Here is a 25,313-nt window from a genome sequence, read left to right as displayed (position 1 = left end):
GAGCTACAAGGACACGCGGACACTCGCGAACGTAACCCTAAAGTTGAGGTTGAGAGTCTGTCCCGTGCTGGTTCATCGCGCGCAGATTCTCGTCCTGTACGTCTCCGTCGATCTCCCGGCCGGGGCGGTACGCCTCCAGTTCCTCGGTCGCCTTCTCACTCGTGATCTCCTGTGCGGCGAGCCGGCCGAGCACCGGCGCGAGCGTCACCGCGCTGTGCGACACCAGGTGGTACAGGCCGGGCGCCGACTCCGCCTCGCCGACCAGCGGCAGCCCGTCCAGTGGCACGGGTCGTACGCCGATGCGCGCGTCGGCGATCCGCGCGCCGTCGAGGCCCGGCACCACCGTGCTCGCGCGCCGGTGCAGCTCCGACGGCAGGCCGTCGGCGGCCGTGCCCTCCAAGCGCGCGTCGACCTCCCACGACAGCGCGAGCACGCCGCCGTCCGCCGTGGGCCGCAGGTCGATGCCGGGTGCCGAGAGGATCGCGGTCAGCGGCTCCTCTGCCAGTGGCGCGCTCTCGGCGACGAGTCCGGGCACGTGCCGCAGCGGAAGGCGTTCCCCGGCGAGCGCGGCGATCTGGTCGGCGGCGGGCCCCGCACAGTTCACGACGGTGTCCGCGCCCCAGCTGCGCTCCCCCGCCTCCGCCCCGACGACCCGTGAGCCGCGGCGGAGCAGGCCGGTGACGCGGGTGCCGTAGTGCGTCTCGGCGCCGTGCCTGCGGACGGCCGCGTCCAGCAGGGTGCGCACCAGGCGAGGGGCGTCGAACCATGCGGTGCCGGTGTGCACGACGATCTCTTCGGCGGTACAGGCGGCCGGGTCGGCGGCGGGCGCGAGTTCGCGCAGCGCGGAGGCCGGGGCGGTGCGGCAGTCGTGGCCCCACTCCCGTACGCGTGAAGCACGTTCGCGCAGTGTGCGCTGTGCGTCGTCGGTGTCGGCCCACTGCACGAGCGGCACCGGATGCCGCCAGGTGGGGCCGTCGAGTTCCTCGGCGAGGGCACGGTGGCCGTCGGAGCCCTGGCGGTTGAGGCGGTAGTAGGCGTGCGGGGTCTTCAGGTGGGTGACGTCGGCGGCGAAGGTGGCGCTGGAGGTGCCCGAGGCGGGTCCCGCCTCCTCCAGGACGACGACTTCGACTCCCGCGCGGGCGAGGTGGTAGGCGACGCAGGCGCCCAGCACGCCCGCTCCGACGACGACGGCTCGATTCATGCGGCTTCCTGTACGTGTTCCTGTCGCGGCGATGGGTCAGTCCCCCGGTTGCCCACCGAACCGCGAAACACACCTGTCAACCACCCCGCCGCAACAGCCCCTTGTCCTCCAGGTAGGTCCGCACGACGTCCTCGGGAAGCCTTCGCCAGCTGTCGACCTGCTGGTTCATGGAGGCGAGGTCGGCGGTGGTGAGGACGGAGTTGAGCGCGCCGAGCGCCTTCGCGACCTTCTCGTTGCCGGCCCGCGAGCGGTTGACGACGGGCACGAGGTAGTCGGCGTTCTGGAGCTTCTTGTCGTCGTCGAGCAGGACGAGCCCGAAGTCGCCGAGGGTGGCGTCGGTGGTCGTGGTGAGCACCATCTGGTCCTGCCCGTTCTGCACGGCGTTCTTGGCCTGCGTGGTGCCGACGCCCTTGGGGTCGATGCCGGTGACGTCGATGCCGTAGACCTTTTCGAGGCCTGGCTGGCAGTAGGGCCGCTGTACGCACTCGTCCCCGGCGGCGATGCGCACCTTCAGGCCGGAGGCGCCGAGGTCGCTGAGTGTCTTGAGGTCGTGCTTCTTCGCGTAGGCCTCGGTCACCGCGAACGCGTTCTGGTCGACGGCCCTCCCCGCGTCGAGCACGTCGAGCCCGCGGGGCTTGGCGAGCGCCCGCAGGCTCTTCATGGTGGCGTCGAGATCGGGCGAGCCGACGGGTTTCGCGTCGGCGCCATGGGCCTTGGCGTTGAGCCAGTCGGCGAAGGTGGCGGCGTACTCGGGCACGACGTCGATCTGCCCGGACTCCAGGGCGGGTTCGTACAGCTCGCGGTTGCCGACGGACAGCAGCTCGGTCCCGTACCCCGCCTGCTTCAGCAGCAGCGCGTACATGTTGGCCAGCAGATCGCTCTCGGTGAATCCGGCGGACCCGATGACGAGATTCTTGCTGTCACCTGGCGGCGCGGTCACTTCGCCCCGGTCCTCCAGCGAGGGCCCAGTGGCACAGCCACCGGCGAACAGCAGGAGCCCGAGAAGCAGCGCGACCCGACGCAGCACCTTGCTCACCATCCGGTCCTCCTCCCCCGCAGCCATCCGGGACCGAACCGCTCGACGAGCTCGAACAGCCCCTCGACGATCAGCGCGAAGACGGCGACGAGCACGGCGCCCGCGACGACCTGCGGCGTACTGGCGAGATTGAACCCGGCGGTGATGATCCGCCCGAGCCCGCCGCCACCTGCAATGGCGGCGATGGTGGCCGTGGCGACGAGCTGCACGGCGGCGATCCGCACCCCGTTGAGGATCATCGGCAGCGCGAGCGGCGCCTCGACCCTCAACAGCATCTGCCGCCCCGTCATCCCCATGCCCCGCGCGGCCCGCACGACCTCCCGGTCGACGCCGCGCATCCCGACGTACGCGTTGGTGAGCAGCGGCGGCACCGCGAACAGCACGAGGGCGACGACGGTGGGCCCCTCGCTGTACTGCCCGAGCGGCGTGAGCAGCAACAGCACGAGCACGGCAAAGGTGGGCACGGCACGCCCCACGTTGGCGATGTTGACGGCGAGCGCCCCGCCCTTGCCGAGATGCCCGAGCACAAGGGCGATCGGCAGCGCGATGAGACAGCTGATGACGAGACAGACGACGGTCAACGTCACGTGCTGGGCGAGCCGGTGCCAGACGCCGTTGTCACCGGCCCAGTGCGCGGAGTCGGCCAGCCAGTTCCAGGAGTCGGAGAGCAGCTTCACGCGCGACTCGCTCTCGTCCAGGGGGTGAGCACCCGTCCGATGGCAAGGAGCACGACATCAGCGACGAGCGCAATGACGACACACAGCACGGAGGCGGTGAGGACTTGCGCCTTGAAGTACGTGTTCATGCCGCTGTAGATCAGATTCCCGAGACCGCCGTAGCCGACGATGGCGCCGACGGTCACGAGCGAGACGGCGGACACGGTGGCGATGCGCAGACCGGCGAGCGCGGCGGGCAGTGCGAGCGGCAGTTCGACCGTGAGCAGCAGCCGGATCGGCCCGTACCCCATGCCGCGCGCGGCCTGCCGGGTCTCCTCGGGCACGGAGCGCAGCCCGGCGAGGATGTTCCGTACGAGGAGGGTCAGCGAGTAGAGCACGAGCCCGGCGATGACCAGCGTGGCGGACAGGCCGTACACGGGCAGCAGCAGGGAGAACATCGCGAGCGATGGGATCGTGTAGAGCACGGTCGTCAGCGCGAGCACCGGCCCGGCGGCCCACCCCCACCGCCGCGCGAGCAGCGCGAGCGGCACGGCGATGACGACCGCGATGGCCACGGCGACGAGCGTGATCTCCAGATGCTGCACGGTGGCGTCGACGAGCATGTGCCGACGCGTGCTCAGGTACTCGCCGCAGATCCAGTCGTTGCGGGCGAGGCAGTCGTCGGGCGGCGCGGTGCCGGACCCACCGTTCACGAGGCGCACCCGACCATTCCAGTGGCTCGGCCCAAGCTCTGCGCGCCGGGTGACCCGTACGGGCGGCACTCCGCGTTCCCCGGCCCACACACCTGACGTGGCGCTGCGCCAGGGCTAGGGTCTGCGTCATGAGCAATCTTGACCGCGAACCAGTGCCCTCGGTGTGCGGCGGACGCGGCTTCGTCGTGGCGGAACCGGTGCGCGAACTCCTCAGCCCGCGCCGCGTGCGCCTCGGCGGCTCCACGGAGGTGCGTCGGCTCCTGCCCAACCTGGGCCGCCGCATGGTCGGGGCCTGGGCGTTCGTCGACCACTACGGCCCGGACGACATCGCGGACGAGCCCGGCATGCAGGTGCCGCCGCACCCGCACATGGGTCTCCAGACGGTGAGCTGGCTGCACGACGGTGAGGTCCTGCACCGGGACTCGACGGGCAGCCTCCAGACGATCCGCCCCCGCGAGCTGGGCCTCATGACCTCGGGCCGGGCGATCTCCCACTCCGAGGAGAGCCCCAAGTCGCACGCCCGCTTCCTGCACGGCGCACAGCTCTGGGTGGCGCTCCCCGACTCCCACCGCCACGTGGACCCGCACTTCGAGCACCACGGCGCGCTGCCGACGGCGACGGCGCCCGGCCTGACGGCCACGGTCATCCTCGGCTCGCTCGACGGCGCGGCGTCCCCCGGCACGACGTACACCCCGATCGTGGGCGCGGACCTGTCCCTCACCCACGGCACGGAGACCCGCCTCCCCCTGAACCCGGACTTCGAGTACGCGGTCCTGTCGATGTCCGGCGAGGCCCACGTCGACGACGTCCCCCTGCTCCCCGGCTCCATGCTCTACCTCGGCTGCGGCCGCACCGAACTCCCGCTGCGCGCGGAGTCGGACGCGGGGCTGATGTTGCTTGGCGGGGAGCCGTTCGAGGAGGAGCTGGTGATGTTCTGGAACTTCATCGGCAGGTCGCAGGACGAGATCACGCAGGCTCGTGAGGACTGGATGACCGGGACTCGGTTCGGTGAGGTGAAGGGGTACGACGGAGATCCGTTGCCGGCGCCTGAGCTTCCGCCTGTGCCCTTGAAACCACGGGGTCGCGTCCGCTGAGCAGCGGTTTTGCCTGTGCAGTACAGGTGAACTCACCCGCCCTTCGGAGTGCACTCCGAAGGGCGGGTGAGGCGCCCTGTCGGTCAACGCCTCATCGGCCACGAGTTCGGCTTTCAACTGCGTACAAGCACCGTCAGGTGCGACTAGGTCCAGCCAGACAGATGCTGGCTCACTGCCGGCTCAGTTGACGACCCGTCAGGAGAGTCCGTGCCGGTGTCTGGCGATCGGTGCCGCGGAATCCGCTGCACCATCCCAGACAAGGCTGACCAAGCACGCAACCGCCGGAAGCTCGGACCCCTCGATGGACGTCCACCGCGCTTCGACCCGGTCGACTGCCGCGAGCTTCATGCGGTGGAGTGCGGGATCAACCGTCTCAAACGGAACCGCGCTGTCGCGATGCGATACGAAGAGCTCGCGGTCCGCCATGAGGCGACCGCCCTCATCGCTGCCATCAACGAGTGGCTATGACCTCTTGTGTGAAGTGACCGAGTTGCCGCTCAGCTTGCCGTCACGGCGGCCAGGTACGCGGTGACGGCGGCTGCGTCCCGGGCGCGCAGTCCGATGTGTCCGTCCGGACGCGACCAGGACGAGTTCGCCGTCGTGAGCCTGATACGCAGACCGTGCCGTGGCGTGCGGGCCCCCGGTGAAAGGCCTTGACTGCGTAACCGTCAGGGCGTCCAACGGTCAGGGCCGCCGCCGCGCCACTCGATCAGCGCCGAGTAGGCGACGCGCGTCTCGTCGAAAGCCCTTAGCCCGGCCTCCTGCAAGATCGCGGCCACATCCTTCACGGACGACGCCCGGCCGAGGATCGCCCCGTCAATACGGACGCGCCGGCCACCATCCTCGTCGGGTGGACAGATCACGACTGGCTGCGCAGAAGACATGCCGCCATCGTGTGGCTGACTCGGTCTTCGCGCAGCCGGGCGTGGGCTACTTGGGGTCGAGCACGTTGCCGTTCACGCAGTGGTTGGCCACGTCCCCCACCGACGCGCCACCGGCCGGCACAACGGCCAGCTCCTGGAAGCAGACCGAGGCGGCGGTGAAGTTCCAGTTGTTCGCGGCGTTGATCCCGCCTCCGAAGTTGGAGTCACTGTCGGCGTGGGCCGGGGCTGCGATGCCGACAGCGGCGAGGGCGAGAGCGGAGACGCTGATGATCTTCTTCATGTCCGAGTGAACGAGAGCCAGCGCGTGACGGCACGGCCGCGCCGATCACCTCGCCTACCTGGGGTAACGCTCATCGAGGTGCGTGTCTCGTTGCCTAGATAATCGAACGCATGCTCTAGTAAGTAGGAAGTGATCGCCGAGACCGGGGGTGACCTAGCCTCGCACCATCCACTCGCAGCCCGCCGACATCCGACAGGCCGGCATCGAGCGGGCCCACCGCGAGCTGGGGCTGACGCTCGACGGCGAGCCGAGCGTGCCCGAGCCGGCCGACGCGGTCGGCATCACCCCGTCGACGATCAGCCTCCAGCTCAAGAAGATGCGCGCCCGCGGTATCGACATCCGCACGCGCGGCTGGAGACGCCGGCGCATGCGCCCGCACTGCGGCGGAGACCTGTGAGCGACATCCCCTGGCCAGTATCACGTCGCCCTCGACCGCGATGGTGCGCGCATCTTGGACGGCTGGTGGGACACCTCCGACACCGCCGACCGGAAATTCGATGGGCTCCAGCGCGAGCACGAGGAGCACGCCGGCACACGGCCGCGAGGCGCTCGACTTCCTAACCGTGTGAGTCATGCAACGAACCCTCGTGATCAACTTTCCTCCGCTCCACCCCTCCGCCTAGCGTCCCCCGGACATATCGACAGCCGGGGGGCTAATCGAGCGGAGCAAGACAATGACCCACCGGACCTTGGCCCTGAGAAGCCACTACGGCTACGGCAGCGGCGATTCGATGCCGAACTGGCTGTTCATCACGATCATCGTCGTGGGTGGCGCCTACCTCGCCTACCGCTACTGGCAAGGCAGGTGAACGTGATGGTCACCCCGCCGCTGACGCACGACCAAGGGCTCGTGGTCCTGATCGTGGGGGCCGCCATCGTCGTCGGGGTCGCTGTCTACATGTTCCGGAGTCGCAAGTGATGACGCGCGAAGACAAGTGGCTCGTCGTCGCCCTGGGCGGGATGGCCGTGTCCACTGCCAGTCAGCTCGTCAACTACACCGGTTGGGCTCGCGTGTTCTGGGTGGCCCTCGGCCTGTTCGCCATGGGCTCTCTGAGCTGGCAACTGCGCCGGGACCGCCGCAAGCGCCGCGCCCGGCGCCAAGAATGGCTGACCCACTTCGACCGCCTCCTGCGCGACGAGGTGAGGCGGCGATGACCTCCCTGGCATACGGGCGCGGGAAACTCTTCGACGCGCTGGTCCCCGACTGGCTGGAAATGCCGCTCGGGATCGTGTTCCTCGGCGCACTGGCCGTGGCGTGGATCGTCATCATCCTCAGCCTCAACAAGACGCGCCGCGCGAGGGGCGAGGGGTGGGGCGACCTGATCCACACCCTCGTCAAGATGAGCCGCAGCAGGAAGTGGCGATGAAGAAGCACCTGAAGAAGATCGGTGTGACGCCTGGTGGTGCTGCTGTCGGTTTCGGCGGAGGCGGTGGGAGTCTCCTCGGCGAGAGGGGCGGCGCTCCCATGGCGTGGTGGCTGTGCGCCGTCCTGGGCGTTGTCCTCGCCCTGACGATCGTCTACATCGTCAAGGGCATCCGTGACGTGGACCGCATGTCGGATCTGAACCGATGAACCGCCGCGAGAAGTTGCGGCCGGCGTTCGTGAGGGCGCGTCACGCGGAGCCGCCGAAGCAGCTGACCGGCCGGGCGGAGATCGCGGCGACCGCCGTCGCGGCCATCGTCGCCTTTGGCCTCCTGGGGCTCATCACCGGCACGTGGGGCGAATGGACTTGGATGATCTACACGGCAATGACCTTTGCCGTGTTCCGCTCCATGGTCCAGTGGGTGTGGCTGCAGTCCGGCCGGGCCGTGTCCCTGTGGTCACCCCTGCCGGCCTGGTGATCGGTCTCGCCGTGGTGGCGCTCGCCGGGGTGCTGGTCTGGCTCGGCCTCGGCGACTGCCCTCCAACGCCCGGCCCCATGCCCTGCGATGTGCCCAGCCACATGAACTGGTAGCAAAGCAGAGGGCCCGCCCGCCCCAACCTGACGGGGCAAACGAGCTGCGCTCCCGCCGAGGCCGCTCCGGGACGCACTAACCCTGCGGCGGCTGCGGGTGTCGGGTGACCTGCCGGAGCTGCTTCTCGACGTCGTACCGGTTGAGGTCGTTGTCCTGCGCGAACTTGACGACCGCGGCCTGAGCCATCGCCACGGCTTCGAACCAGACCTCGCGCTGCTTCTCGCGCTCATCATTGTCCAGATGCTCCAGCTTCCGACCTTCATCGTCGGCCGCACGCTGCAATTCGATCAAGTCGTCAGGTAGCTCCACGACTGGATCGTAAACGGGGCATGCACGGCAGAACGCGGCGGCACGTCGGAACCTCCAGCGCAGCCCCAAGACATCGACGGACGAAGGAGACGGGACCGGACGACCCAACCCTCCTCCCTGGTAGCGCCCTGAAGTCCCGCACTGTCCGCAGTGACACCCCTAGTGCGGCCGCGATCTTCCGGTACGACACCGGCGACTCCTGCCCGCAACTTCAGCACGACCGCCCGCAACGTCTCGCCGCGCGAGCCCGCGCGTTCCTCGACGTCCTGGCCCGCCTCGGTCGCGACTCCCGCGCCATGGTGCTGCGGCTCGTCGGCCACTCCGGGGGGCGGTCTCGGCGGCGCTGTCGTCGCCGTGTACTCGACCGCCCACTACCGGACGTGGATCGCGTGGGGCGTCCTCGCCGGGGCCCCTCCGCGTGGCCGACACGAAGGCCGTCCGCGGGCTGCTCGCCGCGGCCGACATCCCGGTCCGCTCAGGGGTGCGCCCCCGGGCGGCTACGGGTCCGGCATCAACACGACGGACGTGCCCGCCCCGAGACCGACTTCAACCGACGCCGGCGTTGGCGTTGTTGCCGCAGGTGAGAGCACCAACACCAACGCCAAGAACAATCCGAGGGCGGGGGCCCAAGAAGGGATGACGATCACCACCGACCCTGCCGACTCCCACCGGACCCACAACCTCCGCAAGACCTGAAACGGCGTGGGCAAGGTCCACGCCGCGGGCCGCACCGGCAGCTGCTCGGGCTCGCTGCTGTTCGTCCTGTTCCTGGTCGCCGCTGCCCTCAGCAACTGCTGGGGCAGGCGATGCCCGTATGCCTCATGCGCGGGGGCGCTTGATCACAACGCCCCACGTCGTGACGGAGCCAGTGCGGCTGATGGGCGTGAACCCGACGATGAGGGTGCGGATGCTCGCGACCCACCCCACGGCTATCGCGGCCAGGAACACGATCAGGAGCGGAATTTCCAGCCAGTCGGGGATCAGCGCGCTCAGCAGTCTGCCCGTCCCACGCCCGTATGCCAGGGCGGTCACTTGCGCGGCCAGAGGGCCCAGACGCAGACAGCGGCCATCAGGACCAGCAGAGGTATCCCACCCAGTTCGAGACCGGCCCGCCGCCGTAGTGGAAGCCTCTCAGGGCGTACGTGTACATCCGCCGTGATCCGCTCGAATTGGCCCCCGTTACGTTAGGTGATCGAGCGCCTCGCCGCCGCAGGAGACCGCGATGAGTTGGCAGGCCCGGAACAGTCCACCCCAGTGAGAACGGATCGGACTGCTCACCGCGAAAACACGGAACATCGCCACGAAGGGGACGGCACTGTGACCCAACGTTCAGGCAGGGTGACCTGCGACCTCTCGATCTCCGTCGACGGGTACTCGGCCGGGCTCAACCAGACCGAGAAACGCCCGTTCGGCGACGACGCCGGTGACGGCTGGGGCGACAGGCTGCACGGCTGGATGTTCGAAACCCCAGAGCAGCGACAGGCTGAGCTCGACCGGCTGACGGAGGTCGGCGCCTTCATCATGGGGCGCAACATGTTCGGCCCCGTACGCGGCGCATGGGATCGACAGTGGAAGGGCTGGTGGGGCGACAATCCGCCGTACCACGCAGCGGTCTTCGTGCTCACCCACCACCCGCGCGGCCCGCAACCGATGGACGGCGGCACCACGTTCCACTTCGTCACCGACGGCATTGAATCCGCGCTGCGGCAGGCGCGCGACGCGGCAGGGGACCGCAACGTGTCGATCCACGGGGGCGCGACCACCATCAACCAGTACCTCGCCGCAGGCTTGATCGACGAGCTGCGGCTGCACATTGTGCCGTTCACGCTCGGCGCCGGTACGCGGCTGTTCGACGGCGTGCCGTCTATGAATCTTGAACAGGTGGAGTCGCGAGCAGCGAACTCCGTCACACACGTGACCTATCGCGTGCTGCCCTGAGCGACGCACGGACAGATCCTCGGCCTCGCGCACTCCGATCAGGAGGTCGTGGAGTTCCTGCGGCGGGTCGGCGACACCGTGGTGTCGTGCACGCCGCCGGCGCCGTCTCGCTCGCTCAGGGCGCGCCCTGCACCTTGTCCCGGAACGGGCTGTTCTTCGGGTCCACGCATTCGGGGACGCGCTCGTGCTTCGGATCCGAGAGGGTGACGCGGTCGAGCGGCAACCGGCGGTCGTCCGCGTACAGCGCGCGCACCAGCCCGTAGCACATCACGATCATCACCACGCTGAACGGCAACGCGGTCGTGATCGAGGCCGTTTGCAGCGCCACGAGCCCGCCGGAGCCCACGAGCAGCAGGACCGCCGCGGCGGCGCCCTCGAGCACGGACCAGAAGACACGCTGGATCTTCGGCGCATCGACGTTGCCTCCCGAGGTCAGCAGATCGATGACCAGGGATGCCGAATCCGACGACGTCACGGAGTACAGCGCCACGAGCACCGTCGCGAGTACGGTCGGCCGCCTTCGCCAGCGGCAGCTCGTCGGCTCGCGAGCCCGGCATTCACCTGCAGAACGCCGAACGCCGGCGAGGTGGCGATGCCGAACATCGTCCCGAAGACCGCCAGGGTGTCGACCGCGTCACCGATACGGCCGTGGATGCGCTTGCCGAGCAGCGGGTACAGCGCACTGCGGATCGACAGCGGGAGAACGTGAAGCGCATCGCCTCCGTGCGCGCGGCGGCTACCCCGGCTGCGCCATCGGCGGGTCGGCGAGGTGCGACAAGGGCTCGGCAACCGAGCAGAACACCAATCCGATCCCCCATGCCCGCGGTGAACAGCATCGCGAACCACGTGAGGTAGCGGTTCTTCGGCCGACTGTCGGGCGGTCCGAGGCGGATCCGGCCGAAGCGGCTCGCACCGAGCCAGATCACGAATACGAGGAAACAGCCGACCACGAGGATGTAGTACCAGTCGAGCGATTCGGCGATGCCCTCCTGGACCGTTTCGAAGAATCCGTGCAGGGAGTCGGTGACAACGAACCAGCGCGGGTGGATGGAGAGCGGTGCGTCATGCAATTCGCGCTTTGGCCAGGGATGCGCCGGTCACGCGAGGCGGATGCCCGGCCTCCGGCCCGTCGCGGCCGGCTCGTTGGTGACCTCGACGATGCCGCGCCGCACCAACCGACGGCATGTGCTGCGTCCCCGGCGAGGCGTTGTCGTACCCCCGGTGTAGCGTCCAGGGCGAAGTCGGGCTCATGCTCTGCGGTTGACGGAGGCGCACGGATGACGAGTACGACAGGCCAGGCCGCGGTGGCGGTGGGCCTGCGCATCGAGGCCCCAGCGGAGGACCTCTTCCGGACCCTGGCCGACCCCGGACGGCACCCGGACAGCGGCCGCGCCTGGTGGCACACACAGATGGAAAGCACCCTGGAACGCCTCGCCGAACTGTGCGCCGCCCGGTGAACGCCGAACTCGACGCCCTCAAGGGCGCTTTGGACGGCCAGCGCGGGCACGTCCTCGGAGCACTGGAGGGGCTCTCCGATGAGGACCTGCGGCGGCCGATACTGCCCAGCGGCTGGAGCTGTCTGGCCCTGCTGCGCCACCTCACCCTGGACGTCGAACGCTTCTGGTTCGCCGGGGTGATCGCGGGCGAGCCGAATGTGGCCGGACAACTCACGGCAGGCGCCGAGGCGCACTGGTACGTGCCCGAGGGGATGACCACCGACGAGGTCTTCGCCGACTACCGGTCGGCCATCGCGCGTGCCGACGCCGTGCTCGGCGCCGTCACGCCCGAACAGGAGCCCGCCGCCTGGCCCGTGGAGATCTGGCCGACCTGGCGGCTGCCCGATGTGCGGCACATCCTGATCCATGTGCTCACCGAAGTCGCCTGCCACACCGGGCACCTGGACGCGGCACGCGAACTGATCGACGGCAACACCTGGCTCGGCGGCAACCCCTACGCCGGATAGTCCTGTGCCCGGGTGAGGTTCGTTGGGGTCTTCACGCCGCGGCCGCGCTGGGGCGTCGCCTCCTACGGCTACCGAATCCTGCGGTCCGTCCGCGGCGCGGTGCCCCTTGAGGCCGCCAAGATCTCCCCGACGTGGTTGCATGCCATTCCCGGGAACGGCACCACCTCGGATCCCTCCGCGCTGCGCCCCAACCAGCGGGACGGGCTGCGTGAGACCTGCGGGAAGACCATCGCGGCAGGCTCGGCGGAGGGCCTGCCGGGGCGAAGGTGCCGGGTGAACTGGTCGTTGTATCGCCCTCAGTTCACCTCGCGCAGGAGGCCCTGGAGGAAGTCGGACAGCTGCGCGGTGGCGTCCAGCGGCAGGATGTGGGCGACGTACTGGTCGGGACGGACCAGCACCATGCAGCCCCGGTCCCGGTCGATTCCTCGCAGGTCGAAGATGTCCGCCTGCCGCGGGTCGGGGCAGAATGCCTTCTCGTGGTCCACCAGAGCGAAGCGGCCCTTGCGGGGGCGCAGCACCGCAGGCAGCGCGGTCGGCTCGAGGGTGCGATGCGGCTGCTGAAGGATCGCGCGGACGTCGAGGACCGCGTCCGGTTCGGCGCCCGCGGGGGTGAAGCGGGCCAACGGGGAGGCCGCAGAGGCGAGATGGTCGCAGAGTCGGCGGAACGGGCCATCGGCGGCCTGCGGCCCCATCCGGTCGGCGAAGAGGTAGAGCCTCCAGGCGCCGTCGGCCCGGGCGGCATGCCCCAGCTGTACGGGGCGGGCATCGGCGAGGCGCACCACCGGCGCGGAGTGGAAGCGCATCCCGATCGGGAAGCCCTTCGCGAGGTGCTGGTGCTCACCGGTACCCGTGATCATCGACGGCTTGTAACGGACGGACAGACCGGCGGTGTAGAGGCCCTGGGCGCGGAAGTAGTCGGAGAACTCCTCCCGTTCGCCCTCTGGCGCGGCCGTCTTGTTGCCCCCTCCCGCGGCCATCTTGGAGGCGAAGTCGCGGTCGAAGTCGATGAGGTCCTGGGCGACCCGCTGCCGCTCGGCGGAGTAGGTGTGCAGCAGTTCGGGGGCCGCCGTGCCGGTCAGTACGGCGGCCAGCTTCCAGCCGAGGTTGAAGGCGTCGGCCATCGAGACGTTCATGCCCTGTCCGGCCTTGGCGCTGTGGGTGTGGCAGGCGTCGCCCGCGATGAAGACGCGGGGCAGCCGGTCGCCCGTCTCCTCCTGCGGTACGTCGTCGAACTTCGCGCACAGACGCTGGCCGACCTCGTACACCGCCCACCAGCCGACGTCCTTCACCTCGACCCGGTAGGGCCGCAGGATCCGGTTCGCGGCCCCGGCGAGGACCTCGGGGGTGACGGCCTTCTCCCTCAGCAGGTCCCCGTACCGCTCGGCGTCCAGCTCGATGTAGAGCCGCACCAGGTAGCCGCCCTCACGCGGGATGATCAGCAGTGATCCGGCCTCGGACTGGATCACGGACTTCAGGCGGATGTCGGGGAAGTCGGTGTCCACCAGGACGTCCAGGACGCCCCACGTTTGGTTCAGCGCGTCGCCCTCGAGCCGCCGGCCGATCGCCTTGCGCACCGAGCTGCGCGCCCCGTCGGTGCCGACCAGGTACTTGGCGCGCACCACTGACGTGCCGCCGCTCTCGTGCTCCAGGGTCACGGTGACCGGGTACTCCCCCGCGTCCGCGCCCTGGGCGATGTCCACGGCGGTGGCGTTCAAGGAGTAGTGCGGGGCGATGCGGGCGGCCGAGCGGGCCATGTGCTCGCGCAGGAAGTCCATCATGCGGGCCTGGTTCACGATCAGGTGCGGCATCTCGGAGATGCCCTCCTCGACGTCGTCGATCCGGCCGGTACGGACGATCGTGGAGCTGTCCGAGCCGTCGCGGGGACCGGGCGTCCAGAAGGTCACCTCGTTGACCTGGTACGCCTCTTGCTTCAGCTGCTCGGCCAGGCCGAAGGCCTCGAACATCTCCACGGTGCGGCAGGCGACCCCGTCGGCCTGCCCCACCAGCAGCGGACCGTCCTTGCGATCCACCAGCACCGTCCGGATCCCGGGGAAGGCCGCCAGTTGCGCCGCCAGGACCAGGCCGGCCGGGCCGCAACCGACGATCAGCACATCGGCGGTCTCGGGCAGGCCGGCCTCCGGGGCCTGGGCGGCGGGATGCGCCTCCTTCACCGAAGGGTCGCCGGGACGGTATCCGTCGAGATGGAACTGCACGATGCGAACTCCTGGGCAGGCAGGGAAAGGGCGGATGACGCCACGATTCTCCGCACGTCCCACCATGAGGGATAGACTTTTCTGCCATGCGGAACAAACCTGCCTACGCCGTCGGCTCCGTGGACTCCGCCCTGCTGCTGGCGATCGTGCTGCGCCAGGAGGGCCCGCTGCGGGTCACCGATGCCGCGCAGCGGGTCGGGGTGTCCGTCTCGACCGCACACCGGCTGCTCGCCACGCTCGTGCACCGCGACTTCGCCGTGCAGTTGCCCGACCGCCGCTACGACGCCGGCCCACAGCTGGGCCAGGCCCCCACCCGCGCACCCGTGGCCCGGCTGCGCGAGGCCGCCGGTCCGCACCTGCGCGCGCTGCGCGACCACTGGCACGAGACCGCCAACCTTCTGCTGCTGGACGAAGGAGGCACCGGCGTCCGCTTCCTCGCCACCGAGGAGGCCGACCAAGTGCTCCGCGTCGGCGACCGCACCGGCCGCATCCTGCCCGCCTACGCCGCCTCCGGCGGCCGTGCCCTGCTCGCCCGGTACGACGACGAAGCTGTGGAAGCGGTCCTGGAGCGCTGCGGCCTCGCCCCGGAGCAGCGCGGCACACACCGGCGTGCCATCCAGCGCGCCCGCCGCGAGGGCCACGCCCTCAACCAGGAGGCCACCGAAACCGGACTCACCGCGCTCGGCGTCGCCCTGCCCACCGGCACGGCCGGCTACCCGCCCGCCGCGATCTCCCTGTCCATGCCGTCCGCCCGCTGGTCCCGCGAACTACTGCCGTCCATGTCGAGCGCGCTCAAGAGTGCGGCGGCCCACATAGCCGCGGGCTGAGTGTCTCTGACAAAAGCTGCTGATTCCTCACATCTCCTGGGTGGGTATCCGGACACCCCGCTCCTGTCGCCGCCCGAGTGGCGGCGGAGGAGGATGGAGGGTAAGGGGTCGGCCGGTGAGCAGTCAGATCTGACCGACGGGCCGACTGAGAGAGGAGGTGCGACGTCATGTCGCAGTTCATGGACGTCCACCACGGAATGAAAGGCCTCACGGCCGACGACCTGATGAAGGCGCACCAGGCCGATCTCGCGATCGAGAAGGAAGAAGGCGTCCACTTCGAGAAGGCATGGGCGGACCCGCAGTCCGGCACGGTCTACTGCCTGTCCGAGGCCCCCTCGGCGGACGCGGTCCAGCGCATCCACGAGCGGGCAGGGCACAAGGCCGACGAGATTCACGCCGTCCCCCTGGCCGTGTGACCCCGGGCGCGAGGTCCGGGAAGCGGCGCCGTGCGGGAACCTCCGCCCGGGCCCGCACGGCGCTGCCGCTGCTCCGCCGCCTATCCTGAGACGCTTCAGTGGGGCGCGGGTACCGTCGATGGTGTGAACGGAAACGATGCGAACCGGCGGTGGACGCAGTCCATGCCGGATGCCTACGAGCGCCACCTCGTGCCGGTGTTCTTCCGGCCCTTCGCGGCCGATCTCGCGGCGCGGGCGGCGGCCCTGCGCCCTCACCGGGTGCTCGAACTCGCCGCGGGCACCGGGGCCCTCACCACCGCGCTGCTCGACGCGGCACCGGACACCCAGGTCCTGGCGACCGACCTCAACGACGCGATGGTGACCCGCGGTTCGGCCCAGGAGCCGCGCGCGCAATGGCGGCAGGCGGACGCGCAGAAGCTGCCGTTCGAGGACGAATCGTTCGACCTCGTCCTGTGCCAGTTCGGCGCCATGTTCTTCCCCGACAGGCCCGGTACCTACGCGGAGGTGCGCAGGGTCCTCGCGCCGGAAGGGCGCTTCCTGTTCAGCAGTTGGGGGCCCGTGGCCTCGCACGGATTCGGTGCGGCCTTCCAGGACGCCCTGGAGGCCGCGATCCCCGAGGGCGCGCCGACCTTCCTCCGCGACATTCCGCACGGCTACACCGACCCGGCGGTGGTGGCCGAGGACCTCGCGGCGGCGGGGCTCGCCCTGGACGCCGCCGAGGAAGTGACACTGGAGGGCGTCGCGGAGTCGGCCGCCTCCGTGGCCACCGGATTCCTGACCGGCACACCGGTGAGCGCAGCGCTCGCCCTTCGACCGGACGCGGCGGCGGTCCGGGACACCGTCATCCGGGCCATGACGGACGCCCTGGGCACCGGCCCGGTGACCGCCCCGATGACGGCGACGGTCTATGCGGCACGGCGCATGCCGGGCGGAGCCGCATAGCCTCCTCCTCATGTCCGAGCCCGACCCCGACCCGCGCCTTCAGTCCTTGGTCCACCGGCTCGGGCCGGGACCCGTACGAAGGGTGAAGGTCATCGGGTTCGACGGGGACGACGTCCTGGTGCGGCTCCTCGACGCGGAAAGAGGAGGGGCGGCCCCCGCCGAGGTCGGCCGGATTTCCCGGCAAGGCCCGACGAGAAGGTCCGCACACCGAGTGAGCGGACGGGCGAACCGGTGCTCCCCGGCTCGCTTACTACTTGCCGTGCGTGATCAGGCTGCCGCCCTTGCAGTGCTCGGTGTGCTCGCCCATGTGGCCGCCTCCGAGCGCCGGGGTGACGGCGACCTCCTGGAGGCAGGTGGCCGCGTCGGCGGCGTTCACGTCGTCCGCGATGCCGACTCCGGAGCCGAGGTTGCTGCCGTTGGCGGCCTGGGCCGGTGCGGCGAGTCCCGTGAGGGCAAGGGCGAGGCCGGCGGCGCTGATGATCTTCTTCATGCCCGGTGAACGATGCGGTGCGCCGCCTGGGTGCGGGGCGGCGGGCAGGATCACCTGCCCAGGCGAGAAGGCGTACGTTCGCGCGGGCTACGTGAGACGCAGCCCTCGCCGCTCTCCGCGATACGGATCGGCGTGCCGAGTGATCACGGTGCTGCCCCCTCCACGTACGCGGCCCTCCTCACTCGTCGGCGGTGACCTTGAGGACGTCGCACGTGTGCTGGAACTCCTCCATCAAGCGGGTCGCCTCGACGACGAGGACGCCGTAGGGGCGGGTGGAGTCGGCCAGCGGCAGGTCGTGCTCCTTCGCCGACTCCGTGATCCGCTCCCGCGCCATCTGCGCCGTGTCCGCCAGCCTGCACATCTCGTCGGCCTGCTCCGCGAGGGTGTCGCTGTCGATCTCGGCGACGACATGGGCGATGTCGCGCAGTCGGCGTGCGAAGTCCGCGTACCTCTCCAGGACCGGGGCGTAGGTGTACGTGCTCTCCTTCTCGCGCCACGTGCCGAGACTGCGGGTCAGCGAGCCGAGTTGGTAGACCGCGCGCTCCAGCGCGTCCAGCGTGTCCCGGTAGCGTTCGAACGACAGGTAGCCCCGGTGAGCGGGCAGCAGGCGTCGCGGATTGAAGGGCAGACTGTGCTCGGCCACGCTGAGCCCGCTCCGCGCGTTCTCGACCGCGTCCTGAAGGCGGCCGCCGGTGGTGCGCCAGTGCTCGGCCCGGTCGGCGTCCACGTCGCCGCTGCCCAGGCCGTCCGCCACATCGTCGAGCAGGGTCTCGATCTCGGCGGCCAGGGCGTGCAAACCGTGTTCCGCACTGCGGTAGCGCAGCGGCGGCACGATGCACAGGTGCACGATCAGGCCGATGCCGCAGCCGACGAGAACCAGCAGGATGATCTGCCCGAGTTGGCTCGCCTTGTCCGCCGTGGAGGTGGCGGCGGCGTAGGTGGAGAAGGCGAAGAACGCGGCCGTCGGGACCTGGGACCGCTGTTCGCCCAGCGCCGGCCACTGCGCGACGACCAGAGCGATCAGGGCGACCAGGACGAAGGCGACGAGATCGGGTCCCACGGTGAAGCCGATCGCGGCCTGTACCGCCACTCCGACCGTGACGGCACCGGCGTAGCGGAGCGCCTGCCATACCGATGCGTGGATCGTGGTGTTCATGGTGAGCGCCGCGGAGAACGGTGCGAACGCCGGCGACATCGCTTTCATGAGGTCGTGTGCGACCCACCACGCCAGTGTCGCGGCCAGCGCGCATTTGCCGACGAACAGCACGGTGTCGCGTTCGTGCCCGGACGAGCGCAACGCCCGCGCCCACCACTGCTCCCAGCCTCGGATCCGGTCCAGCACGTACTCTGCCTTTCCTTTCTGTGTGCCCCTTCGTGTGCATCAGAGCAAAAGGATGGGCCCGACCGTGAAAGGCCGGGCCCATCCTGCTCGTTCGGCGCGCCGCTCAGGGCCGCCTCACCATCGGTACCAGCGTCCCTTGCGGGCGCCGCCCGACGCGGGGCGGACCACGAAGCCGAGCAGCCACACGACGAGCACGATCACAGCGACCCACCACAAGGCCTTCAGTGCGAAGCCCGCACCGAAGAGGAGCAGGGCCAGAAGAAGTACCAGAAGCAGGGGAACCATTGTCATTACCTCCTGGCCACCGAGTGCTCTGGTTCGCCTTTCACAAACCACGGTTCGCGGCTTTACGGCAGGTCGACCTTCTGTGCCGCGTCGACAAGGCGCCGCAGTTCCTCCTTCGTCCAGCCGGTCAGTTGCGACACATGCGCCCAGTCCTCGGGCGTCGCCTCGCTCGACCGAAGGACCGCGGCCGCCTCGACCTCCAGGTCCGTGCGGGCCGCGTCGAGGGCGGCGGTGGCGTCCTGGTACCGCTGGAGCGCGAGTTCCAACTTGGGTTCGTCCATCGCCGCATTGTGCACCACGAAGCCGACTTCGAGCGTGACGTCACGTCACGTCAGACCTTGCGCCACTTGGCGTTGGCCCACGAGAAGAGTCCGAAGGCCACGAGGCCCACCGCGATCAGGACGAGCAGCCACGGGCCGGCCGGGGTGTCGGTGAAGGAACGCAGCGTGTCGTCCATCCCCTTGGCCCGGCCCGGCTCGTGCCGCACCGCCGCCGTGACGGCGAAGGCTCCCGCGGCGGTGAAGACCACGCCGCGGGCCGTGCCGCCGAACACCCCGAGGAAGTCGACGTACTTGCGGGCGCGAGAGGAGAGTGCGGACATCTTCAGGTGCTTGCGGAACTTGCGCAGGAGCGCCCGTACGGCGATCCACAGGCCCGCCGCGGCGACGGCGCACCCGGCTGCGCCGACGATCCACTGTCCGTGCGGCCAGTCCAGTGCCTTCGCCGTGACGTCCTTGGAACTCTTGTCGGAACCGCCGCCGCTCGACTTCTCGCCGGCGGCGAAGGACAGCACGGAGTACGCGACGAAGCCGTAGAAGACGCAGCGGCCGGCCGCCATCGCCCGTTTGCTCGCCTTCCTGCCGTCAGGACCGGCCTGGCCGAAGACCGCCTCGGACAACCGCCACAGGGCCATTCCGGCCAGCGCGATGCCGAGCAGCCACAGCAGGGCCATGCCGAAGGGTTTCTCGGCGATCTCCGCCACCGCACCACTGCGGTCCGCCTGCCTGCCGCCGCCGTCGGCGAAGGCGATGCGGAGGGCGAGGAATCCGATCAGGAGGTAGATGACACCGCGCCCGACGAAGCCCGCCCGGGCCGCCATCGCGATCGCTGGGCTCTTCGCCGCGCTGCGTGCCCGTCCCAGTCCTCGTGTCCTCGCCGATCCAATAGCTGTCATGACAGCCGAATGCCCCCGGTTCGAACTTCAACTCCTTTCCGTGGCAGCCGTCTTCGCGCCAAGGCCGTCCTGTGGGGCGGTCCGAGACAGCCGGATGCCCGGCCACCGGCCCGTCGCGGCCAGCTCCTTGGTGACCTCGACGATGCCGCGCCGTACCGCCACCACCGCGTCACGCGGCTCGTAGCCGTCCGTCGCCGTGCGCACCGCGATGTGGCGGCGCAGCACTGGGTCGACGATGCGACGGACCTCGAGGTCGTGCCGGGTTCCGTGGACCGCGACCACCGAGCGCGGCAGGATCGTGCAGGCCTCACCGCTCTCCGCGATACGGATCAGCGTGCCGAGCGATTCCACGTCGCCGACGTTCCTGGGCACCAGACCGTGGGCGGCGAACGCCCGGTCGACCAGGGCCCGCAGGTTGCTGCGCGCCCCCGGCGTCACCAGCGGAACCTGCCGCAGACCGTGCAGGGACACCTCGTCCGGGCTCTCCGGGGCGGGGGCCGGGTGGCCGATGAGGTACAACTCCTCGGAGTACAGGGGGAGTGCAGCGGAGCGCGGCGCGTCGTCCTCGCGGAAGACCGCGGCCAGGTCGAGGCGTCCGGCGAGCAGCAGCTCGTGGACGTAGCCGCTCATCGATTCGAAGAGCTGAAGGTGGATGCCGGGATAGTGGGCGCGCACCCAGGAGAAGAGGGCGGGGGCGAGCGGCGCGGTCACCGTGGTGGGCAGGCCGATCGCGACCGGTCCGTGCACCGGCTGGCGGCCGCCGGTGACGTCCTGCGCGAGCCGGTCGAACTGCCGCACCAGTTGTTGCGCGTCCCGGTAGAGCGCCAGCCCCTCGGCCGTCGGCCGTACGCCGCGCGGGCCGCGGTCGAGGAGGCGGACGCCGAGATGGGTCTCGAGCTGGGCCATGCGCTGGCTGACCGCGGGCTGCGACACGTGCAGCACGCCGGCGGCCCGGGACAGGCTTCCGGCGTCGACGACCGCGATGAAGTCGCGTAGCTGGGCGATGTCCACGGTGGTGTTCGCGGCCGCCTTCCGGCTCTGAGGTGTCGGTCTACGTGTCGGTCTACGTCTCCGTATGCCGTGCGGCGAGTTCGGCGCGGTGCGCGATGCGGCGAGCTCGTTCGACGACAGGCCGGTCGATCATCTCACCGTCCACGGTCGCCGCCGCTTCGTGGCCCGCGGCGAGGACACGTCGGGCCCAGTTCACCTCGTCCTCGGCGGGAGCGAAGGCCGTGCGCACGTGCGCGAGTTGCGCCGGATGGATGCAGAGCTTGCCGCCGAAGCCCCAGGCCCGGGCGCGGGTGGCCGCCCGGGTCACGGCGGCCTCGTCGTGGACGGCCGTGGTCACTCCGTCCACGGGTGCGGGCCGTTCGTTCACCACCGACCAGCGGACCAGGTCGGCGCGGGCGGAGTCCAGCGCCCTGTCGTCGGACACGTCCAGGTCGAGCGCGAGGTCGATGCTGCCGAAGAGCACCCGGGCGCAGGCGGGTTCGGCCGTGATGCGGTCGAGGTCGACGAGTCCGCGCGCGGTCTCGATCAGCGGGAGTACGCGGGTGCCGCTCCCCTCGGCCGCGTCCCGCACCTGCGCCGCGGACTCGGTCTTCGGGAGCACGACGGCCGCGGGCGACAGGGCGCGGCAGGCGGCCAGGTCGTCCGCGTACTCGGCGGTCCGGGGGCCGTTGACCCGTACAACCACGGGGATGCCTGCGTCCCCGGGCCAGGCGGCGCGCAACTGCTCGCGGGCGGTCGCCTTGTCGCCCGCCGCCACGGCGTCCTCCAGATCGATGACGACGGCGTCGGCTCCGCCGGCGACCGCCTTCGCGAACCGGTCGGGGCGGGAGGCCGGTACGAACAGCCAGGTCACCGCCGTGGCCAGCGGGTCGGTCGGGTCGGTCGTATCGGTCATACGGCGCCTCGGTCGGTGAGTTCGTCGATCTCGGTGGGGGTCAGGCCCACCTCGGCGAGGATGTCCCGAGTGTGCTCGCCGAGGCCGGGCACCGGGTCCATACGCGGGGCGGCGTCGACCAGTCCGGGCGGGGCGAGTGCGGGGATCGGGCCCGCCGGGGTCTGCACCTGGTGCCAGCGCTCGCGGGCGGTGAGCTGCGGGTGCTGCCACACCTCGGCCAGCGAGTTGACGCGGGCGTGCGCGACCGGGACGGCGGCGAGGAGTTCGTCGGCCTCGGCGGCGGTGAGTTCGGAGAACCGCGCCGCGATGATCGCGCCGAGGGCCTCCCGGTGCGCGTTGCGGGCGGCATTGCCCGCGTAGTCCGGGTGCGTCGCCAGCTCCGGCTGGCCCAGGAAGCGCTCGCAGAAGGCCGCCCACTCGCGCTCGTTCTGGATGCACATCATGACGACCTTGCCGTCCCCGGCGGTGAAGGGGCCGTACGGGTAGATGGTCGCGTGCGCCGCGCCCGCCCGGGGCGGCGGCTCGGCGCCGTCGTACGCGTAGTACAGCGGGAAGCCGAGCCACTCCACGGTGGCCTCCAGCATCGATACGTCGACATGTGAGCCCTCGCCGGTGCGGCCGCGTTCCAGCAGGGCGGCGAGGATGCCGCTGTAGGCGTACATCCCGGCGGCGATGTCGGACACGGAAATGCCCACCTTCGCCATCTCCTCGGCGCTGCCGGTCACCGAGAGGAGCCCGGATTCGCTCTGCACCATCAGGTCGTACGCCTTCGCGTTGGCGTACGGGCCCGGGGTGCCGTAGCCGGAGATGTCGCAGACGGTCAACTTCGGGTGTGCGGCGTGCAGTTCGTCCCAGCCGAGTCCTGCCCGCTCGGCGGCCCCGGGTGCCAGGTTCTGTACGAAGACGTCGGCCTCGGCGAGGAGTCGACGCAGCACGTCCATGCCCTGCGGATCCTTGATGTCGAGGGTGAGCGACTCCTTGTTGCGGTTGACCCACACGAAGTGCGAGCTGAGCCCGCGTACCCGGCTGTCGTAGGCACGGGCGAAGTCACCGGCGCCCGGCCGCTCCACCTTGATCACACGGGCGCCGAGGTCGGCGAGCTGGCGGGTGGCGTACGGAGCGGCGATGGCCTGCTCGAGCGAGACGACGGTGATGTCGCGGAGGGGTTGCATGTGCTTCTTTCTTTCGTACGTGCTTGTGGGGCGGCGCGCGGGTCTCACACCACGAAGCTCACGGCGATGACCAGCACCAGTGACACGACCGATGCCATCGCGGTCACGAAGGTGAGTGCCTTGAGGGCGCCCCGGGTGGTCACCCCGAGGAGCGGTTGGAACATCCAGAAGAAGTTGCTGTTGACCTGCAAGGCGAAGAGCGATCCTGAACCGATGGCCAGTGCGAGGACCGCGGGCGGCACGGCGAGGTCGCCCATGATCGGGGCGATGATCCCGGCCGCGGCGATGGCGGCGACGCCGATGGAACCGATGGCCAGGTGCAGCAGCGCCGCGACGAGCCACACCAGCAGGATCGTCACCACGGTGGACATGCCCGCGTCGGCGGAGAAGATCCCGGAGAGCACCTTGTCGAGGCCGGTCTTGCCGATGACGGCCCCGAGCGATCCGCCCACGCCGGTGACGAGCAGGATCTGCCCGGTGCTGTGGAAGCCCTCGGTCACCGCCTGCTCCACCCGCTCGTTGCTGAGCACCCGCTTCGCGAGGGCGTACGCGCCGACCAGGCCCGCGAACAGGGCGAACGCCGGGTTGCCGAGGAAGGCGAGCAGGTCGGACTTCACGCCCGCGGCGTCGGCGATGGCGCCGGTGGCGATGAGCAGCAGGGGGACGACGATCGGCAGCAGAGACAGGTAGAGCGGCGGCATTGGGCGGCGGGCATGGGTCCGCTCGTCCTCGGACGCAGGCGCCCCGGTGGGCTCGGTGGAATCGACCGGATCGGTCGGCTCGGTGTCGGCGGGGATTTCGTCGGTGTCCGCGTTCCAGAAGCCGACGCGCAGCAGCCGCCCGTAGAGGAACGTCGTCAGCAGCGCGGCGAGCGGGCCGAGGACGAAGCCGTACACCAGCATCGTGCTGAGCGGCACGTGCAGCAGGCCGGCGACCGCCAGGGTGCCGAGGCCCGGCACGACGAACACGTAGCCGACGAGGATTCCGGCGCTCAGGGCGCCACCCATCATCGGCAGCCCGTGGCGGCCCATGCGCGGCGCGGCCGACTTGGCCAGCGGGGCGGCGAGGACGAGTTGGACGTCCACGTAGATCGACGGGAAAACGGCGCTCAGGGCGCCTGCGAGGGCGTAGGGGAGCTTTCCTGGTCCGAGGACGCGCATCAGCTTCTCGACCAGTTTCTGGAGCATCCCCATGGAGTTCAGCAGTGAGCCGAGCAGCACGCCGAATCCGATCAGCAGCCCCACCTCGGCCATGATGTCGCCGAAGCCGTCGACGATCGTCTTGATGGTGCCCTCGAAACCGAGGCCGGTCGCGATGCCGAGATAGAGCGAGCCGATGACCAGGGCGATCACCGGTTCCACCTTGGGCACCAGAATGAGCAGGACGACCACCAGGATGGCGATCGCGGTGTGCAGAGCTGTCACGGGGATTCCTCTCACCACGGCGTGAGTCCACGTGAGGGAACCACGCTGCTCACGGCGGCGGAAGACGGGAATCCGCGAGGGGGGTATCAGGTGTCCTTATAGCCCCGGAGACGGCCGAAGTGTGTCGCGCTCAACTGTCGTCGGCGCGGCGCCGTGATGTCTCCACCACTTGTTGCAGGGCGGCGACATGGTTCTCCAGGGCGCCCCGGCCCGCATCGCTCAGACTCACCCAGGTGCGCGGCCGCTTGCCGACGTACCCCTTCTTGACCTCGACGTAGCCCTTCGACTCCAGGGTGCTGACCTGCTTGGACAGGGCGGACGCCGAGACACCGGCCTCGTCGCGGAGCCAGCCGAACTCGGCCCATTCCACGCCCGCGAGCAGCGATACGAGCGTCAGCCGCGTCGGGTCGAGGAGGACGGCGTCGTACTCAAATGTGGCCATGGAGGGCGCTTCCCGTGGTGTGTCGTTCGCGTGTCGCCGACGAGGCCAGCGCGCGCTGCATCCGGCCGCCGAAGAGGATCAGCGCGCCGCCCAGCAGCACACCCAACGCCGTTCGCCAGTACGGCACATGGATGCCGAGGTCCGGCTGGAGCAGGGCGAACGCGATGCCCGCCGCGGCGAACGCGAGGATCACCAGGCGGGAGACGAGGGCCCAGCGCCCGTTGATCTCGCTCCTGCGCAGCCGTGCGCGCTGTCCGAGCACCGCCGAGCCGCGGCGGGTGTTCAGGAGGAGGACGTAGCCGATGGCAAGGGCCGAGAACACGGGTGTGGTCCAGGCGGTGACGCCGGGGCCGAAGAAGTCGGGGGCGGCAAGCACCACGAAGCTCAGGACGCCGAACACCACGTCCACCCAGCGTGCCGTGCCGGTTCCGTCGCGGGACTGGGCGCGGCGCTGCTCGATGCCCCGCAGGGCCTGGGCCGCCGCCGCAGCTTCGTATGCCGTGGGCTCGTGCGCTGTGGGCTCGTGGGACTCGGTCATGGGACACCCTCCATCGATGTGCGCCAGCAGAACTTGTTTCCTGAGAGGAAACTAGTTTCCCGAGTCTCGGTCGTCAAGCGCGGGCCATGTATCACGCAAGGCGGGTTCGCCA

The 25,313-nt window shown here is 70.1% G+C and carries 33 protein-coding genes and 2 pseudogenes; 13 read left to right on the top strand and 22 right to left on the bottom strand.

The annotated features are described in order from the left end of the window. Nucleotides 1-37 precede the first annotated feature (37 nt). From ACNYS0_RS40735 to ACNYS0_RS40720, 4 genes are all read right to left on the bottom strand, one after another. Nucleotides 38-1,201, bottom strand: a complete 1,164-nt coding sequence (locus tag ACNYS0_RS40735; RefSeq protein WP_422481617.1) for an NAD(P)/FAD-dependent oxidoreductase — start codon at nt 1,199-1,201, stop codon at nt 38-40. 76 nt (nt 1,202-1,277) lie between these two features. Beyond that, nucleotides 1,278-2,240: an ABC transporter substrate-binding protein gene (locus ACNYS0_RS40730; protein WP_422481615.1), complete on the bottom strand. Its 963-nt coding sequence runs from the start codon at nt 2,238-2,240 to the stop codon at nt 1,278-1,280. Beyond that, complete coding sequence (locus ACNYS0_RS40725; RefSeq protein WP_422481613.1) at nt 2,234-2,914, bottom strand: ABC transporter permease; 681 nt, start codon at nt 2,912-2,914, stop codon at nt 2,234-2,236. Before ACNYS0_RS40725 ends, ACNYS0_RS40730 begins: the two co-directional genes overlap by 7 nt. Next, nucleotides 2,911-3,606 carry an ABC transporter permease gene (locus tag ACNYS0_RS40720; RefSeq protein WP_422481611.1) on the bottom strand — a complete coding sequence of 232 codons (696 nt, stop codon included), beginning with the start codon at nt 3,604-3,606 and terminating at the stop codon, nt 2,911-2,913. The genes ACNYS0_RS40725 and ACNYS0_RS40720 overlap by 4 nt, the downstream gene beginning before the upstream one ends. A 128-nt stretch (nt 3,607-3,734) precedes the next feature. Here ACNYS0_RS40720 and ACNYS0_RS40715 point away from each other — a divergent pair, with 128 nt between their 5' ends. Continuing rightward, nucleotides 3,735-4,700: a pirin family protein gene (locus ACNYS0_RS40715; protein ID WP_422481609.1), complete on the top strand. Its 966-nt coding sequence runs from the start codon at nt 3,735-3,737 to the stop codon at nt 4,698-4,700. A gap of 668 nt (nt 4,701-5,368) precedes the next feature. Here ACNYS0_RS40715 and ACNYS0_RS40710 read toward each other — a convergent pair. After that, entirely contained in the window at nt 5,369-5,584 is a 216-nt protein-coding gene (locus tag ACNYS0_RS40710) for a hypothetical protein (protein ID WP_422481607.1), read from the bottom strand. A 46-nt stretch (nt 5,585-5,630) separates the two neighbouring features. After that, nucleotides 5,631-5,864 (bottom strand): hypothetical protein, encoded by a 234-nt coding sequence (locus tag ACNYS0_RS40705; RefSeq protein ID WP_422481605.1) that lies wholly within the window; start codon nt 5,862-5,864, stop codon nt 5,631-5,633. A 253-nt stretch (nt 5,865-6,117) separates the two neighbouring features. Here ACNYS0_RS40705 and ACNYS0_RS40700 point away from each other — a divergent pair, with 253 nt between their 5' ends. The 6 genes from ACNYS0_RS40700 (at nt 6,118) to ACNYS0_RS40675 (ending at nt 7,819) form a co-directional block, all read left to right on the top strand. Then, a complete protein-coding gene (locus tag ACNYS0_RS40700) occupies nt 6,118-6,261 on the top strand; it encodes a hypothetical protein (protein WP_422481603.1) in 144 nt (47 codons plus the stop codon). Nucleotides 6,262-6,782: 521 nt separating this feature from the next. Continuing rightward, nucleotides 6,783-7,019, top strand: coding sequence for a hypothetical protein (locus ACNYS0_RS40695; protein WP_422481601.1), 237 nt, complete (start codon nt 6,783-6,785; stop codon nt 7,017-7,019). Then, the gene (locus tag ACNYS0_RS40690; RefSeq protein WP_422481599.1) at nt 7,016-7,231 is read left to right on the top strand and encodes a hypothetical protein; all 216 of its coding nucleotides are present in this window, start codon (nt 7,016-7,018) and stop codon (nt 7,229-7,231) included. Before ACNYS0_RS40695 ends, ACNYS0_RS40690 begins: the two co-directional genes overlap by 4 nt. Next, nucleotides 7,228-7,437, top strand: coding sequence for a hypothetical protein (locus ACNYS0_RS40685; RefSeq protein ID WP_422481597.1), 210 nt, complete (start codon nt 7,228-7,230; stop codon nt 7,435-7,437). Before ACNYS0_RS40690 ends, ACNYS0_RS40685 begins: the two co-directional genes overlap by 4 nt. Further along, nucleotides 7,434-7,706, top strand: a complete 273-nt coding sequence (locus tag ACNYS0_RS40680) for a hypothetical protein (RefSeq protein ID WP_422481596.1) — start codon at nt 7,434-7,436, stop codon at nt 7,704-7,706. Before ACNYS0_RS40685 ends, ACNYS0_RS40680 begins: the two co-directional genes overlap by 4 nt. Continuing rightward, on the top strand, nt 7,682-7,819 hold the full coding sequence (locus ACNYS0_RS40675) for a hypothetical protein (protein ID WP_422481594.1): 138 nt from the start codon (nt 7,682-7,684) through the stop codon (nt 7,817-7,819). The genes ACNYS0_RS40680 and ACNYS0_RS40675 overlap by 25 nt, the downstream gene beginning before the upstream one ends. Before the next feature lie 76 nt (nt 7,820-7,895). On the opposite strand, the gene ACNYS0_RS40670 is transcribed toward ACNYS0_RS40675, so the two are convergent. Both ACNYS0_RS40670 and ACNYS0_RS40665 read right to left on the bottom strand, forming a co-directional pair. Further along, nucleotides 7,896-8,129 (bottom strand): hypothetical protein, encoded by a 234-nt coding sequence (locus ACNYS0_RS40670; protein ID WP_422481592.1) that lies wholly within the window; start codon nt 8,127-8,129, stop codon nt 7,896-7,898. 819 nt (nt 8,130-8,948) lie between these two features. Then, nucleotides 8,949-9,161 carry a hypothetical protein gene (locus tag ACNYS0_RS40665; protein ID WP_422481590.1) on the bottom strand — a complete coding sequence of 71 codons (213 nt, stop codon included), beginning with the start codon at nt 9,159-9,161 and terminating at the stop codon, nt 8,949-8,951. 285 nt (nt 9,162-9,446) lie between these two features. Here ACNYS0_RS40665 and ACNYS0_RS40660 point away from each other — a divergent pair, with 285 nt between their 5' ends. After that, nucleotides 9,447-10,067 carry a dihydrofolate reductase family protein gene (locus ACNYS0_RS40660; protein WP_422481588.1) on the top strand — a complete coding sequence of 207 codons (621 nt, stop codon included), beginning with the start codon at nt 9,447-9,449 and terminating at the stop codon, nt 10,065-10,067. A gap of 115 nt (nt 10,068-10,182) precedes the next feature. Here the strand turns inward: ACNYS0_RS40660 and ACNYS0_RS40655 are convergent. Further along, nucleotides 10,183-10,566: pseudogene (locus ACNYS0_RS40655) on the bottom strand (BCCT family transporter); the annotation flags it as partial. Beyond that, nucleotides 10,539-11,137 (bottom strand): annotated as a pseudogene (locus tag ACNYS0_RS40650) (BCCT family transporter). The pseudogenes ACNYS0_RS40650 and ACNYS0_RS40655, both read right to left, overlap by 28 nt. A gap of 207 nt (nt 11,138-11,344) precedes the next feature. Here ACNYS0_RS40650 and ACNYS0_RS40645 point away from each other — a divergent pair. Together ACNYS0_RS40645 and ACNYS0_RS40640 are read left to right on the top strand one after the other, a co-directional pair. After that, nucleotides 11,345-11,524, top strand: a complete 180-nt coding sequence (locus ACNYS0_RS40645) for a hypothetical protein (RefSeq protein WP_422481586.1) — start codon at nt 11,345-11,347, stop codon at nt 11,522-11,524. Further along, a complete protein-coding gene (locus tag ACNYS0_RS40640; RefSeq protein WP_422481584.1) occupies nt 11,521-12,030 on the top strand; it encodes a DinB family protein in 510 nt (169 codons plus the stop codon). The genes ACNYS0_RS40645 and ACNYS0_RS40640 overlap by 4 nt, the downstream gene beginning before the upstream one ends. Nucleotides 12,031-12,326: 296 nt before the next feature. Here ACNYS0_RS40640 and ACNYS0_RS40635 read toward each other — a convergent pair whose 3' ends face one another. Then, nucleotides 12,327-14,243, bottom strand: coding sequence for an FAD-dependent monooxygenase (locus tag ACNYS0_RS40635; protein WP_422481582.1), 1,917 nt, complete (start codon nt 14,241-14,243; stop codon nt 12,327-12,329). Between the two features lie 86 nt (nt 14,244-14,329). Between ACNYS0_RS40635 and ACNYS0_RS40630 the strand changes: the two genes are divergently transcribed. The 3 genes from ACNYS0_RS40630 (at nt 14,330) to ACNYS0_RS40620 (ending at nt 16,428) form a co-directional block, all read left to right on the top strand. Beyond that, nucleotides 14,330-15,070: an IclR family transcriptional regulator gene (locus ACNYS0_RS40630; protein WP_422481580.1), complete on the top strand. Its 741-nt coding sequence runs from the start codon at nt 14,330-14,332 to the stop codon at nt 15,068-15,070. A gap of 167 nt (nt 15,071-15,237) precedes the next feature. Beyond that, nucleotides 15,238-15,486 carry an SCO4226 family nickel-binding protein gene (locus ACNYS0_RS40625; protein WP_422481578.1) on the top strand — a complete coding sequence of 83 codons (249 nt, stop codon included), beginning with the start codon at nt 15,238-15,240 and terminating at the stop codon, nt 15,484-15,486. 162 nt (nt 15,487-15,648) lie between these two features. After that, nucleotides 15,649-16,428 carry a class I SAM-dependent methyltransferase gene (locus ACNYS0_RS40620; RefSeq protein WP_422482902.1) on the top strand — a complete coding sequence of 260 codons (780 nt, stop codon included), beginning with the start codon at nt 15,649-15,651 and terminating at the stop codon, nt 16,426-16,428. 250 nt (nt 16,429-16,678) lie between these two features. On the opposite strand, the gene ACNYS0_RS40615 is transcribed toward ACNYS0_RS40620, so the two are convergent. The 11 genes from ACNYS0_RS40615 to ACNYS0_RS40565 form a co-directional block, all read right to left on the bottom strand. Continuing rightward, nucleotides 16,679-16,918 carry a lipoprotein gene (locus ACNYS0_RS40615; RefSeq protein ID WP_422481576.1) on the bottom strand — a complete coding sequence of 80 codons (240 nt, stop codon included), beginning with the start codon at nt 16,916-16,918 and terminating at the stop codon, nt 16,679-16,681. Nucleotides 16,919-17,096: 178 nt separating this feature from the next. After that, on the bottom strand, nt 17,097-18,260 hold the full coding sequence (locus tag ACNYS0_RS40610) for an FUSC family protein (RefSeq protein WP_422481574.1): 1,164 nt from the start codon (nt 18,258-18,260) through the stop codon (nt 17,097-17,099). Nucleotides 18,261-18,374: 114 nt separating this feature from the next. After that, nucleotides 18,375-18,545 (bottom strand): hydrophobic protein, encoded by a 171-nt coding sequence (locus tag ACNYS0_RS40605; protein WP_422481572.1) that lies wholly within the window; start codon nt 18,543-18,545, stop codon nt 18,375-18,377. A gap of 62 nt (nt 18,546-18,607) precedes the next feature. Next, complete coding sequence (locus tag ACNYS0_RS40600; RefSeq protein ID WP_422481570.1) at nt 18,608-18,826, bottom strand: hypothetical protein; 219 nt, start codon at nt 18,824-18,826, stop codon at nt 18,608-18,610. Nucleotides 18,827-18,876: 50 nt separating this feature from the next. Further along, the gene (locus ACNYS0_RS40595; protein WP_422481568.1) at nt 18,877-19,644 is read right to left on the bottom strand and encodes a DUF1206 domain-containing protein; all 768 of its coding nucleotides are present in this window, start codon (nt 19,642-19,644) and stop codon (nt 18,877-18,879) included. Nucleotides 19,645-19,746: 102 nt separating this feature from the next. After that, nucleotides 19,747-20,730: a LysR substrate-binding domain-containing protein gene (locus ACNYS0_RS40590; RefSeq protein ID WP_422481566.1), complete on the bottom strand. Its 984-nt coding sequence runs from the start codon at nt 20,728-20,730 to the stop codon at nt 19,747-19,749. A 52-nt stretch (nt 20,731-20,782) separates the two neighbouring features. After that, a complete protein-coding gene (locus tag ACNYS0_RS40585) occupies nt 20,783-21,625 on the bottom strand; it encodes an HpcH/HpaI aldolase/citrate lyase family protein (protein ID WP_422481564.1) in 843 nt (280 codons plus the stop codon). Beyond that, complete coding sequence (locus tag ACNYS0_RS40580; protein ID WP_422481562.1) at nt 21,622-22,797, bottom strand: CaiB/BaiF CoA transferase family protein; 1,176 nt, start codon at nt 22,795-22,797, stop codon at nt 21,622-21,624. Before ACNYS0_RS40580 ends, ACNYS0_RS40585 begins: the two co-directional genes overlap by 4 nt. Nucleotides 22,798-22,841: 44 nt before the next feature. After that, nucleotides 22,842-24,221 (bottom strand): GntP family permease, encoded by a 1,380-nt coding sequence (locus tag ACNYS0_RS40575; RefSeq protein WP_422481560.1) that lies wholly within the window; start codon nt 24,219-24,221, stop codon nt 22,842-22,844. Nucleotides 24,222-24,351: 130 nt separating this feature from the next. Continuing rightward, complete coding sequence (locus ACNYS0_RS40570; RefSeq protein WP_422481558.1) at nt 24,352-24,663, bottom strand: winged helix-turn-helix domain-containing protein; 312 nt, start codon at nt 24,661-24,663, stop codon at nt 24,352-24,354. Continuing rightward, nucleotides 24,650-25,201 carry a hypothetical protein gene (locus ACNYS0_RS40565; RefSeq protein ID WP_422481556.1) on the bottom strand — a complete coding sequence of 184 codons (552 nt, stop codon included), beginning with the start codon at nt 25,199-25,201 and terminating at the stop codon, nt 24,650-24,652. Before ACNYS0_RS40565 ends, ACNYS0_RS40570 begins: the two co-directional genes overlap by 14 nt. Nucleotides 25,202-25,313: the final 112 nt, after the last annotated feature.

The organism is Streptomyces anthophorae, from assembly GCF_049310305.1.
GTDB lineage: Bacteria > Actinomycetota > Actinomycetes > Streptomycetales > Streptomycetaceae > Streptomyces.
The sequence above is the reverse complement of the archived record's forward strand: the minus strand, read 5'-3'. Positions and strand labels throughout refer to the sequence as shown.

Coding starts and splice junctions, on each gene's coding strand:
- ACNYS0_RS40735 (WP_422481617.1), bottom strand. CDS start 1,201: ATGAATCGAGCCGTCGTCGTCGGAGCGGGCGTGCTGGGCGCCTGCGTC.
- ACNYS0_RS40730 (WP_422481615.1), bottom strand. CDS start 2,240: ATGGTGAGCAAGGTGCTGCGTCGGGTCGCGCTGCTTCTCGGGCTCCTG.
- ACNYS0_RS40715 (WP_422481609.1), top strand. CDS start 3,735: ATGAGCAATCTTGACCGCGAACCAGTGCCCTCGGTGTGCGGCGGACGC.
- ACNYS0_RS40710 (WP_422481607.1), bottom strand. CDS start 5,584: ATGTCTTCTGCGCAGCCAGTCGTGATCTGTCCACCCGACGAGGATGGT.
- ACNYS0_RS40705 (WP_422481605.1), bottom strand. CDS start 5,864: ATGAAGAAGATCATCAGCGTCTCCGCTCTCGCCCTCGCCGCTGTCGGC.
- ACNYS0_RS40695 (WP_422481601.1), top strand. CDS start 6,783: ATGACGCGCGAAGACAAGTGGCTCGTCGTCGCCCTGGGCGGGATGGCC.
- ACNYS0_RS40690 (WP_422481599.1), top strand. CDS start 7,016: ATGACCTCCCTGGCATACGGGCGCGGGAAACTCTTCGACGCGCTGGTC.
- ACNYS0_RS40685 (WP_422481597.1), top strand. CDS start 7,228: ATGAAGAAGCACCTGAAGAAGATCGGTGTGACGCCTGGTGGTGCTGCT.
- ACNYS0_RS40680 (WP_422481596.1), top strand. CDS start 7,434: ATGAACCGCCGCGAGAAGTTGCGGCCGGCGTTCGTGAGGGCGCGTCAC.
- ACNYS0_RS40645 (WP_422481586.1), top strand. CDS start 11,345: ATGACGAGTACGACAGGCCAGGCCGCGGTGGCGGTGGGCCTGCGCATC.
- ACNYS0_RS40630 (WP_422481580.1), top strand. CDS start 14,330: ATGCGGAACAAACCTGCCTACGCCGTCGGCTCCGTGGACTCCGCCCTG.
- ACNYS0_RS40625 (WP_422481578.1), top strand. CDS start 15,238: ATGTCGCAGTTCATGGACGTCCACCACGGAATGAAAGGCCTCACGGCC.
- ACNYS0_RS40620 (WP_422482902.1), top strand. CDS start 15,649: ATGCCGGATGCCTACGAGCGCCACCTCGTGCCGGTGTTCTTCCGGCCC.
- ACNYS0_RS40615 (WP_422481576.1), bottom strand. CDS start 16,918: ATGAAGAAGATCATCAGCGCCGCCGGCCTCGCCCTTGCCCTCACGGGA.
- ACNYS0_RS40605 (WP_422481572.1), bottom strand. CDS start 18,545: ATGGTTCCCCTGCTTCTGGTACTTCTTCTGGCCCTGCTCCTCTTCGGT.
- ACNYS0_RS40600 (WP_422481570.1), bottom strand. CDS start 18,826: ATGGACGAACCCAAGTTGGAACTCGCGCTCCAGCGGTACCAGGACGCC.
- ACNYS0_RS40595 (WP_422481568.1), bottom strand. CDS start 19,644: ATGGCGGCCCGGGCGGGCTTCGTCGGGCGCGGTGTCATCTACCTCCTG.
- ACNYS0_RS40585 (WP_422481564.1), bottom strand. CDS start 21,625: ATGACCGATACGACCGACCCGACCGACCCGCTGGCCACGGCGGTGACC.
- ACNYS0_RS40580 (WP_422481562.1), bottom strand. CDS start 22,797: ATGCAACCCCTCCGCGACATCACCGTCGTCTCGCTCGAGCAGGCCATC.
- ACNYS0_RS40570 (WP_422481558.1), bottom strand. CDS start 24,663: ATGGCCACATTTGAGTACGACGCCGTCCTCCTCGACCCGACGCGGCTG.
- ACNYS0_RS40565 (WP_422481556.1), bottom strand. CDS start 25,201: ATGACCGAGTCCCACGAGCCCACAGCGCACGAGCCCACGGCATACGAA.